This window comes from Williamsia sp., from assembly GCF_036566845.1.
Classification (GTDB): Bacteria; Actinomycetota; Actinomycetes; order Mycobacteriales; family Mycobacteriaceae; genus Williamsia.
Genome location: NZ_DATCVM010000077.1, coordinates 1 through 10785, shown reverse-complemented (window position 1 = coordinate 10785; position 10785 = coordinate 1). Strand labels below are relative to the sequence as shown.

Below are 10785 nucleotides of genomic sequence, written 5' to 3'. Positions count from 1 at the left end.
CCGCCGATCGGCGGTGGCCGGTGGCCTTTCAGGACGAATACTGCTCGCGCACTTTTCGTTTGAGAATCTTCCCGGTCGCATTTCTCGGGAAGGGCGCCAGATCGAACGCCACTGCAGTCGGCACCTTGTATTCGGCCAGTGAACCACGCACGATGTCCTGAACCTGCTGTTCGGTGAGAATCTCGCCCTCTCGTGGCGCAACTGCCGCGACCACCACCTCACCACGTCGATCATCCGGGACGCCGAATACCGTCACCTCGGCGAACTTGTCCGACGCCATGAGCGCGTGTTCGACCTCGGCACAGTAGATGTTCTCCCCCGCCGAGATCACCATGTCCTTCTTCCGGTCGACTACAAACACCAGGCCACTCTTGTCGAGGTAGCCCAGATCCCCACTGCGATACCAGGATCCGTCGAACACAGCGGCTGTCTCGGCGGGACGGTCGAGGTAGCCGACCATGACCAGCGGTCCACGGATCTCCAGCTCACCGACCTCGCCGGCCGGAAGCACGGTGCCATCGGCGCCGACAGCCCGCACCGACATGACCGGGCTGGCCGGTCCTGATGAGTCAGGGTATGCCGCAAGAAGATCCCCGCCCGCGGTACAGACGCTGCCGGCCGCCTCGGTCATCCCCCAGCCCACGCTCCGGCCGGCCCCGGGGAGCATCTGACTGATCCGATCCACCAGATCAGGTGGGGTGGCCTGACCGGCAGGCGCAACGTTGACCAGACTCGCCACGGCCTCCGGCTCGGGGTTGGTCGCCAGGAGGTCGGTGATCACCATCGGCGGGCCCGCCAACATTGCAAGCTTGTGCTTCGCTATCAACTCGATCGCACCCTCGGCGCTCCACCGGTCCTGGATCACTACGAAGCCGCCAGAGGTCAACGACGTCAGCAGCGACACCAATCCGGAGGTGTGGAACAGCGGGAAGATCAGCAGCGCAGACAGACTCGGCATCAACCCGCGCAGCGCATCGGGTTCCATCCCGTACTTGCGGGCATTCGTGTGGATGTTGATCTCTTTGATCATCCGAAGGTTCATGACCATCGTGCAGACGTTGCGCTGCGTCAGCAGGACACCTTTGCTCCGACCCGAGGTACCCGAGGTGAAGAGGATCAGGCACAGCGATTCCGGATCGACCGACACCGGCGCCGGCGGATCAAACGTTCCTGACATGACTTCGCGGTAGAGACGGGTACTGCCGTCGAGCGGCTCGTCACCGACCACCAGTAGCCGCGCACCGGATCCTGCCGACCGCGCCAACCGGGCCCGTTTGTCATCGGCGATCACCACCGCGCAGTCCGCATCGGCCAGCGCATGACCGATCTCCGCAATTGACTCCCGACTGTTGAACAACACCGCAGCTGCACCGCAACGTGCGATGGCCACGATCGAAACAACATAGGCCAGCTGGTTTTTCATCAGCACGCCAACTCGACTGCCGGTTCCGATGGAGTACTCGGAGACCAGCGCGCCAGCCAGACGCGCCGCATTGTCGGCAACCTCGCGGTAGCTGTATTCCACACCCCCCTCGATCAGGAATACGTTGTCGGAATACGCCTCGACCAGTTCTCCGAACACCGCATCGAGCCCCGCCGGGGCGTCGCGGTACACCTGCATGGATTCACCGCGGACCTGGGCAGACGCCAGTGCAAACGGGCCGTCCGGCCCGGTCAGCTCAGATTCCAGCTCGCGATAGAGCGATATCGATTCGAGGGCCGCCGTCACGTTCAACTTCCTCCTTGGCTGTACACATCACCGAGCATATGAGAACACGTTCTACTTCATGAAGAAATGTCCGAATTCACCGCACCGACCTGCTCGATGACCGCGTCGGCGACAACCTGCGGGAACTCTTCGGGTATCCAGTGGGTACCCCCAGCAACCTCCACGTACCGATACGGGCCGGACACATGCTGCGCGCACCGAGCCGGTCCGGCGCGGGTGATCGCGATGTCATCGGTGCTCCAGATGAAGGTCGTCGGCACGGTGACGTCGGCGACGTGATGGGTGTCGAGTGGCATCGCCCGGTACCAGTTTTGGTAACGATCGGATCAGCGTGGTCCATACCGTGAAGTCTCATCGATCCGGAGCCTCTCCACAAGGGGTTTGCACTGTGCAAACGGAATCCGAAAAGTATTGGGCGACAACATCTAACCTCTGTGAGATCATTGACAGCCTCATCCGTACGTGAACTAATCGATCCCATGCGCGCAGCCGTCATCGAAGGTGGAAAGTTTGTGGTCCGGGACATTGCCGACCCGGAGCCCGCGCACGACGAGCTTCTGATCCGAGTTCACGGCTGCGGGGTCTGCGGATCCGACCTCAAGACGTACCCGCTGCTCCCCGACGGGACGATCATGGGCCACGAGTTCGCCGGTGAGGTCGTCGCCGCCGGATCCACCGTTGCCGAACACTGGCCCGAAGGCACGGCGGTCGCGTCGATGCCGGTGATCGGTTGCGGAACCTGCCGGCACTGCATCGCAGGAGACCCGGCCCGATGTCCGGAGCCACAGGCGCTGGGCCTGGGTGTTCGCGCCGGCGGATTCGCCGAATACGTGACCGTCGCCGCATCCGGCACCGTCACACTCGACCCGTCGCTCGACATCCGGTCGGGCGCACTCGTCGAACCGCTGGCCGTGGGGCTGCACGCCATGAATCGCGGTGGTGCCCGAGCAGGCGACCGCCTGCTGGTTGTCGGGGCCGGACCGGTGGGACTGTCTGTCGTGATCAGGGCACGAGCGCGCGGCATCACCGACATCACCATCTGCGATCCGGTGAACCAGCGGCGGCAGGCAGGACTGGATCTCGGTGCGACGAATGCCCTCGACCCCACCACCGACAACATCGGGACCGGTTTCGACTTGGTGATCGAATGCGTCGGAAAGGCCGGGATGGTCGCCGCCTGCCTGGACGCGGTCAGCCCGAGCGGCCGGATCGTCATCGCCGGGGTGTGCATGGAGCCAGACACGTTCATGCCGCTGGGCGGTGTTGTCAAAGACGTCACCATGAGCTTTGTCAGCTACTACACCGTCGACGAATTCGGTTTCGCGGCTGCAGCATTGGCCGATGGAAGCCTTGATATCGGTGGATTCGTCAGCGGATACGCGACCCTGGACGACCTTCAGGACGTAGTCGACGGGCTGTCCCACCCGAGCGACCAGCACAAGATCATCATCACTCCCGGCTAGGGTTCCTTCACGCGGCGTGGCCGTCTGCCGGAGCGGAACGGGCTCTGGCATTGTGACGGGTCAGTTCCAGGGAGCACTGCCGCCCAGGTGATCGGTCACCTGCGCGGCCACCGAGCTGACCAGCTCACCGCGCCTGGTCAGCTCGGTGCCCGTCACCGGCTCGGAAGACTCTAGTACGCAGAGCGCCCCGACAGCATCTCCGTCGACGTCGAAGATCGGCGCACTCACCGACAACGGTTGATACCAGGCGCGTTCATCGATGACGCCCACCAGAACGTCCATGTCCAGCGTCCGCCGCTGGCCTTCCACAAATGCGGTCGTGCGTCGCGACCCACGAATACCCGCGCCCGTCGCAGCCGATGCGAGGTCCCGAAAGCCACCGACGTTCGCCGGGTACTGCTCAACCGAGAAATGCCGGGCCCGTACCGCGGCAAGGCGTTCCGGAAGTCGGTGATCGCACTGGCCCGGCACCGGATTCCGATCGAGCCAATCGGAGATGGCCAGATCATCCGACCACGCCACCAGTACCGAGCCCAGTGGAGGCCGGAAGGTGATCCGATCCCCCGATCGCAATTGCAAGCCGTCGCCCTGCGACCGGCGAGCATCACGCACACCCGCGATCAGCAGGTCGTCACCGGAAGGGACCACCACACAACACAATTGACCGGTCGCCTCGGCGAGGACCGCGATCGCGCGTGATGTGGGAGCCAGTTCGGCGATACTGCGACCGGCCGCATCGCCGATGCGCACCAGCGCCGGACCCAGCCGATAGGTCTTGGTGGTCGGATGTTTGACCACCCACCCGACCCGCGTCAACTCTGTCAACATCGGATAGACCGTGGCCTTGTCGAGCCCGAGGGCCGCCGCTATCGCGGTGAGGCTGCTGCGACGGCCCGGCGGATCGGAAAGCATCTCGACAACGTCGACGAGTCTTTCCGTCTGCGGCGACCGGCGGACCGTCATGCGGTTGGCGGCGTCGGTGCGGCGAGGTGGCGGGTCAGAAACCGGACCTGGTGGCTCGCAGCGGCATCGAACCACGGCTGACCGGAGTAGATACCGAAGTGATCGCACGGATAGTGCCGGACCTCGGCCCTCGCCTTCACCGCGGCATTCGCGGCAGACGAGGGCGGTGCACTGCGATCGAAATCGGCGATCTGCATCAGGACCGGACACCGGATGTCGCCGGCATCGCGGTCGGCCCGATAGCCACCGATCTCCGGACCGATGGCGGCGTCGATGGTGTTCTGCCACGTCGGTCCGGCGATCGCGAGATAGTCCCGCCGGTAGCCCGGCAGCGTCAGGGCGCCGATCTCGCTCGGTTCGGCGACGATCGGCATCATCATCGGGGTCCGCCCGGAACGCCGGCGGATCCGGCTCCGAAGGCCCAGCGCGGTCGCACGTGCGATCGCGGACGCCGGCAGGTTCGCAATCGCGAGCCGCCCGGCCGCCCGACCGCTCACCAGCGGTGTCATCGAGATGATCGCGGCCACGTCATCCCGGCCGGCACCCACCGAGAGGACATGGCCACCGGACAACGACACGCCCCACAAGACGATCCTGTTCGGGTCGACCCCCTCGAAGGTCTTCACCGCCGAGATGGCGGCGCGGTAGTCCTCGAGCTGATCGGCGATCGACACCGTCTGCCGCGCATCCCCACCCGATGACCCGAAGCCCCGGTAGTCGAAGGCGAACACGTCGAGACCATTGGAGGGCAACGCCGCGGCGTACGGTTCGAGTCCGGAATCCTTTGTGCCACCGAGTCCGTGGGCCATCACCACCACCGGTTTGCCTGCAGGTCCGGCGAGATCGTCGGATCGGGCCCGGAAGTACCAGGCGTCGCATTCGATCCCGCCGCTGTAGAACGTCCGGGGCAGATACGGCAGCGAATCCGAGCTGTCGGTGCCGAGTGTGACTGTCGGTGCCGAGTGTGACTGTCTGCGCGGTCATGCGGCCACCGCCCAACGGGGTGCGCCGAGTGCGGCCGCCCGGGCCGCACCCTCGGGCAGTTCCTTTGTCCGCATCTCATGCTCGTAGATGAAGTAGTCGACCTGCTGGGTGTGCCGTGGGCGATCGAGCATGTGCCCGGTGTACTTCTGCTGGTCGCTCGCGATCACCGTGTCCATCACCTCGGCGCTGGGCAATCGGTATCGTCCCGCGGCGTAGGCACCCAGTAACCGGGACTGGCATTCGACAAACGGGAAGAGGGTCGGGGTCGACTGCGCGAAACCGATGAACACCAGATCGTCGATCCCCGGTTTGAACATCCGCTTGTACAGCGGGATGTGGTTGTCCGGTGCGCTGATGAAGTCTTCGTCGAAGAACGGGAACGTGATGTTGTAGCCGGTGGCGTACACGATCACATCGAACTCTCCGCTGGTGCCGTCCTCGAAATGTACGGTGCTGCCGTCGAGTTCACGAACATTGGGTTTCGGGATCACGTCGCCCGAACCCAACCGCAGGGGCAGCTCCACCGACTGGGTCGGATGTGCTTCGAACATCTTGTGATTGGGGGTGGGCAGGCCGTAGTCCTCCGGCCGGCCCGACATGATCGGATGCCCCAGCTGAACCATCTTGCGCTGCCAGGACAACGGCAGGTACGGCGTGGTCTTGTAGTACTTGTCCGCAGGTTTGCCGGCAATGTACTTCGGAACGATCCAGGCGCCCGAGCGGGTCGACAGTGTCACCTCGTTCTGCAGCGACTTCGACGACAGTTCCACCGAGATGTCGGCTGCGCTGTTACCCAGTCCGACAACAAGTATCCGCTTGCCGGTCAGGGGCAACGGATCCTGCGGGTCGATGTAGTGATGGGCGTGGATCGATTCTCCGCTGAAGGTTCCCGGGAAGTTCGCCCGGCGCGCATCCCAATGATGTCCGTTGCCGACGACCAGCAGATCGAAGTTGCGCGTTTCGCCGGCCTGCGTCCGGATCTCCCAGCCACCCCCGTCGAGCCTGCGGGCATGGGTCACGCCGTTCTGGAACTCGATGTTCTCCCGGAGATCGAATGCGTCGGCGTAGTCGTCGAGATACGACTTGATCTGCGAGTGATGTGGAAAGTCCGGGAAGCTCTCCGGCATCGGGAAGTCCTTGAACGACAGCCGGTGCTTGGAGGTGTCGATGTGCAGGGACCGGTACGCGCTGCTGTAGCCGTTCGGGTTCTTGAAGGCCCAGTTGCCGCCGACTCGGTCCGATACCTCAAAGCAGGTGTAGGGAATGCCGTAGTCGTTCAATATCTTTCCGGCTGTCAATCCACTGATCCCGGCGCCGATGACAGCCGTTCTCGGACCCTGCATACGAGCTCCCCTTGCTATCAAGTTGACACATTCGCAAATCTGTTCACCCGAGCGTACACAGATCCGAGAAACTGTCTATCGGTTTTGCTATGTTTGCCCCGTGACAGATTCCGTAGACACCAGAAGCGTCAGGGAACGACTCCTCGATGCCGCCGAGGAATGCCTCGCGGCCAAGGGAATTCGGGCAACAACCGTGCTGGAGATCGCCGAGACCGCAGGGGTGTCCCGGGCCTGGCTCTACCGCCACTTTCCGGACAAGTCGACACTGCTCGGAGCCACCATCGTCCGGATGGGTGACGCATTCTGGGCCGACGCGCACCGAACACTGTCGAACATAACCGATTTCGACGCGCAGATGGCAGCCGGCGTGGCGCACGGCCACAACGCGTATGACGCTCCCGGGGCGCTCATGATGACCCTCCGGACAAACGAACCGGAAGAGTTCGCCGCCTGCGCCGGGGTCGGAGTTGTCGGCCTCCTACCCGACCTCACCGCCTTCTGGCGCAGCTATGTGGTCGCGGCCCGCGACCGCGGTCAGATCCACCCGGACACCGACATCGACGAAGCCTCCGAATGGATCGCGCGGGTGCTCATCAACCTGACCACCATCCACAGCCAGAATTTCGACCCCGAAGACCAGGTCTGGGTTGCGCGTTATTGCCGACGCTACGTGATTCCCGCGCTGCAAGTCGCTCCCGCACAATAGTTTCCGGATCAGGAGTTTCCGGCTCAGGAACCCTCGGTGACAAGCGCCACGGTCCCGAGATCCCGGATCGCCGCACACGACCGCGCGACCATCGCGGCGAACATCTCGTCACCGCGATCGGTACGGGTGCCGTATGCGCATCCGAAGACCGAGATGAGCGGTCCCTGGATCATCGAGTATCGGTAGTCGTCCCAGCAGTCTTCGATGCTGTAGTTCTCCACACCATGACCGGTCAGCGCCCGGTGATAGTCCCCGACCAGAGCGAACTCGTGTTCGCGTCGCACGTCCGGTGACAGGCTGGTTCCGATGAAATAAGCGAGGTCGCGCGCGGGCAGCGCCAGGCTCAGGGTCTGCCAATCGATCGCGCTGACACCGCGCGCCCCATCCGGAGGAAAGAGCAGGTTGTCGAGACGGTAGTCGCCGTGGACCAGCGCATACCGCTCCGACCTCCCCAGCGCCCAGAGTTCCAGCACCTCAACACATTCACGAAGGGTCACCCGGTCTTCTTCACTGATCAGTGGCCCCAGGACGTCGATGAAGATCTCGGTCGCCGGGCCGTACATCTCGGCCATCAGTCTCGCCTCGTCGAGCCCGTTCACCGACAGTCCCTCGATGTCGAGCAACGTGGGATCACACCACCGGGGCCCGTGCAGACCCGCGAGGTTGACCACGGAGTCACGCGCCTGATCCACTGTGCACCCGGCAAGCTGATCGCCTTGCTCAGACGGACACATGTCCTCGAGCAGCAGGGTGAAGTCCGCACCGCTGTCCGAGATCGCCGCGTAGTGGCACTGCGGGCTGTCGATCGCGACGGTTGCCGCGATCGTCGTGTAAAAGCGCGCCTCGGACCGGTACACGCCCGACACCATCTCCCGGGTCGCCGGATCAGCCGCTGGCAGCTTGGCCAGAATCCGCTCGGGCACACCGGTTCCGGTCAGTTCGAGGCGGTAGCAGGTCCCGACCTGACCGGTGCCGACCGGGGTGGCCGTCACCGAGTCGACCGTCGTCCCGAGTGCGGTCGAGAGCCAGGGTGCGGTGAGCTCGTCCACGGACGTGACGATCGACCCGGCCTGAACTTCCATCTGCAATATCTCTCTCGATCGGGCTGAAACCCCTTGGACTACTGCCACTTTGGCACGCTTGTCGACGAATTGGGCACGATCGGCGGTATTGCGGGCCCGGTCGGCGGCTAGACGGTGACCGGGCTCAGACCCAACTTGCCCGCCAGCTTCGCCAGATAGGCCGTGGCCTTCTCGACGTTGTCGTCCGGCACGCCGTACAGGACGGTGGTGACGCCGAGTTCACGCCACTGGTCGAGCTTCTCCTGGACCGGCTTGAAGTCGAGGACCACGATCTGCGGTGCGCCCTCGCGTCCGGCGTCAGCCCAGATCTGCTGCAGCAGAAGAACGGAACCCTCGATCTCCTGCTCCCCCGGCGTGGTGATCCAGCCGTCGGCGCTGCGGGCGATCCACTTGAAGTTCTTCTCGTTGCCCGACGCCCCGACCAGGACCGGCGGACCGGGCTGCTGAACGGTCTTGGGCCACGCCCACGACGGGCCGAAGTTCACGAATTCGCCGCTGTACTCTGCTTCTTCCTGCGACCAGAGCGCCCGCATGGCCTCGATGTACTCGCGCAGCATCGTTCGCCGTCGCTTCGGCGGCACGTGGTGATCACCGAGTTCGTCCAGGTTCCAACCGAATCCGACGCCCAGGGTCACCCGGCCCCCGGAGAGATGGTCCAGCGTGGCGATGCTCTTGGCGAGCGTCAGCGGATCGGACTGCACGGGCAATGCCACCGCGGTTCCGAGCCGAACCCGCGAGGTGACCGCGGCCGCACCACTGAGCGAGACCCAGGGATCGAGCGTGCGCATGTAGCGGTCGTCCGGCAGCGACGAGTCACCGGTCTGGGGATGAGCTGCATCGCGCCGGGTGGGGATGTGACTGTGCTCGGGGACGTAGTACGCATCGAACCCCGCCTCCTCGATGAGAGGAGCGATCACCGACGGCGCCAACCCCCGGTCACTGGTGAACTGGACGATTCCGAAGTCCATGGTTGCAGCCCTTCCGCAAGAATCCGACAGATCGAAACGATGTGGACTTGTGACTGGACACTAGTCCGACGACCCCAGAAATATAACACGTTCCAGATTGTGCGCGGCGTCTGTCCCAGACCACGGACCCCACGCTCGATCGGCCGTTGGGGCATCCGTGTGTTGGCCACCACAGGCAGGTCTGATAACGTCCCGTTTCACATAACTTACTGGCGGGTAACACCGTCGAAGGACGCCAACGGGGACGATGAATGCGGTTATCACGATGGATTTCAACAGTTGCGATTGTGGGATTGGTGCAGGTCGCGGGGGCGACTGCCCTCGCGCAGGCCGAGCCTGACACGTTTGGTGGCTTCTACACACCACCGACCGACGTGAGCGCCGATGCCGGGACCGTGCTGAAAACTCAGTCGATGCCCCTGTACGCCTCGATTCCCGGATTGAACGGCTCGTGGCCCGGCGAAGGTCAACGGGTCATGTACACCTCCGCGCTTCAGGACGGCACCCCGACCGCCGTCACCGGCAGCCTCGTCGAGCCGGGGGTGCCGTGGACCGGCGGCGGTCCGCGGCCCACGATCGTCATCGGTCCCGGAACAGTCGGCCAGGGCGATCAATGCGCCCCGTCCCGCAACTTCCCCACCGCGCTGCGGGTGACAAACGATCCGCTGTCCGCGTCGATCAACTACGAAGTGATCTCCGCTGATCGCTGGCTCGCCGAGGGTGCGCGGGTCTTCATGACCGACTACGTCGGTCTCGGAACCCCAGGCCTCCACACCTACGTGAACCGCGCCGAAGAGGCACACGCGATGCTCGACGGCGCGCGGGCCGCGCTCGCTCTCGGCGACGATCCCGACGCCCCCATCGCCTTCTGGGGCTACTCCCAGGGCGGCGGCGCGGCAGCGGCAGCGGCAGAACTACAGCCCACCTACGCGCCGGAGCTGAACGTCAAGGGGACGTTCGCCGGGGCACCACCGGCCGACCTTCTCGACGTCCTGCCCGCGATCGACAACAACCTCATCGCCGGGGCCATCGGATACGCGCTCAACGGGTTCGTCGAACGCAATCCGGTACTCGCGCAAGTCGTCGACATGAAGTTCACCGACGCGGGTAAGGCTGTGCTGAAGCAGATCTCCACCGAGTGCATCGGCGACAGCATCCTGTCGCACCCGTTCCTGTCGACAGCATCGATGACCAAGGACGGCCGGTCGATGCTGGACAACGTCAGGGACACCCCCGCCGCGCTGGCGGTCATCGAAGACCAGCAGATCGGCAAGCTCAAGCCGACCTCACCGGTGCTGGTGACCAACAATGTCGCCGATGACGTGATCCCGTACGCGCAGGCCCGCCGGATGGCGCAGAGCTGGTGCGATCAAGGGGCGACGGTCGAGTTCCGCAGCAACACGATCCCACCGATCTTGTCGGGTACCGCGGTCAATCACGCGCTGCCGCTGATCACCGACGGGATGCTGCCCGGCGGCGGCGTCGACTACCTACTGGACCGATTTGCCGGAAAGCCCCTCGCCGGTTGCCAATTCAACTAAGGCCAA

General features: G+C 64.4%; 10 protein-coding genes. 3 read left to right on the top strand and 7 right to left on the bottom strand.

All coding sequences use genetic code 11. The features are described 5' to 3' along the window. Positions 1-28 precede the first annotated feature (28 nt). Positions 29-1729, bottom strand: a complete 1701-nt coding sequence (locus VIQ49_RS06470) for a class I adenylate-forming enzyme family protein (RefSeq protein ID WP_331882210.1) — start codon at positions 1727-1729, stop codon at positions 29-31. Between the two features lie 56 nt (positions 1730-1785). Next, entirely contained in the window at positions 1786-2025 is a 240-nt protein-coding gene (locus VIQ49_RS06465) for an alpha/beta hydrolase (protein ID WP_331882207.1), read from the bottom strand. Positions 2026-2208: 183 nt separating this feature from the next. Here VIQ49_RS06465 and VIQ49_RS06460 point away from each other — a divergent pair, with 183 nt between their 5' ends. Next, positions 2209-3192: a zinc-dependent alcohol dehydrogenase gene (locus VIQ49_RS06460; protein ID WP_331882204.1), complete on the top strand. Its 984-nt coding sequence runs from the start codon at positions 2209-2211 to the stop codon at positions 3190-3192. A gap of 60 nt (positions 3193-3252) precedes the next feature. Here VIQ49_RS06460 and VIQ49_RS06455 read toward each other — a convergent pair whose 3' ends face one another. The 3 genes from VIQ49_RS06455 to VIQ49_RS06445 form a co-directional block, all read right to left on the bottom strand. Then, the gene (locus VIQ49_RS06455; RefSeq protein WP_331882201.1) at positions 3253-4155 is read right to left on the bottom strand and encodes an IclR family transcriptional regulator; all 903 of its coding nucleotides are present in this window, start codon (positions 4153-4155) and stop codon (positions 3253-3255) included. Continuing rightward, positions 4152-4964: an alpha/beta hydrolase gene (locus VIQ49_RS06450; protein WP_331882198.1), complete on the bottom strand. Its 813-nt coding sequence runs from the start codon at positions 4962-4964 to the stop codon at positions 4152-4154. The genes VIQ49_RS06455 and VIQ49_RS06450 overlap by 4 nt, the downstream gene beginning before the upstream one ends. 171 nt (positions 4965-5135) lie before the next feature. Then, positions 5136-6482 carry a flavin-containing monooxygenase gene (locus VIQ49_RS06445; RefSeq protein ID WP_331882196.1) on the bottom strand — a complete coding sequence of 449 codons (1347 nt, stop codon included), beginning with the start codon at positions 6480-6482 and terminating at the stop codon, positions 5136-5138. A 100-nt stretch (positions 6483-6582) separates the two neighbouring features. Between VIQ49_RS06445 and VIQ49_RS06440 the strand changes: the two genes are divergently transcribed. Beyond that, entirely contained in the window at positions 6583-7188 is a 606-nt protein-coding gene (locus VIQ49_RS06440; RefSeq protein WP_331882194.1) for a helix-turn-helix domain-containing protein, read from the top strand. Between the two features lie 23 nt (positions 7189-7211). On the opposite strand, the gene VIQ49_RS06435 is transcribed toward VIQ49_RS06440, so the two are convergent. Then, positions 7212-8270 (bottom strand): phosphotransferase, encoded by a 1059-nt coding sequence (locus tag VIQ49_RS06435; protein ID WP_331882192.1) that lies wholly within the window; start codon positions 8268-8270, stop codon positions 7212-7214. Positions 8271-8377: 107 nt separating this feature from the next. Continuing rightward, positions 8378-9238 carry an LLM class F420-dependent oxidoreductase gene (locus VIQ49_RS06430; RefSeq protein ID WP_331882190.1) on the bottom strand — a complete coding sequence of 287 codons (861 nt, stop codon included), beginning with the start codon at positions 9236-9238 and terminating at the stop codon, positions 8378-8380. Between the two features lie 251 nt (positions 9239-9489). On the opposite strand from VIQ49_RS06430, the gene VIQ49_RS06425 reads away from it, so the two are divergent. Then, a complete protein-coding gene (locus tag VIQ49_RS06425; RefSeq protein WP_414731589.1) occupies positions 9490-10779 on the top strand; it encodes a lipase family protein in 1290 nt (429 codons plus the stop codon). The last annotated feature ends 6 nt before the right edge of the window (positions 10780-10785 follow it).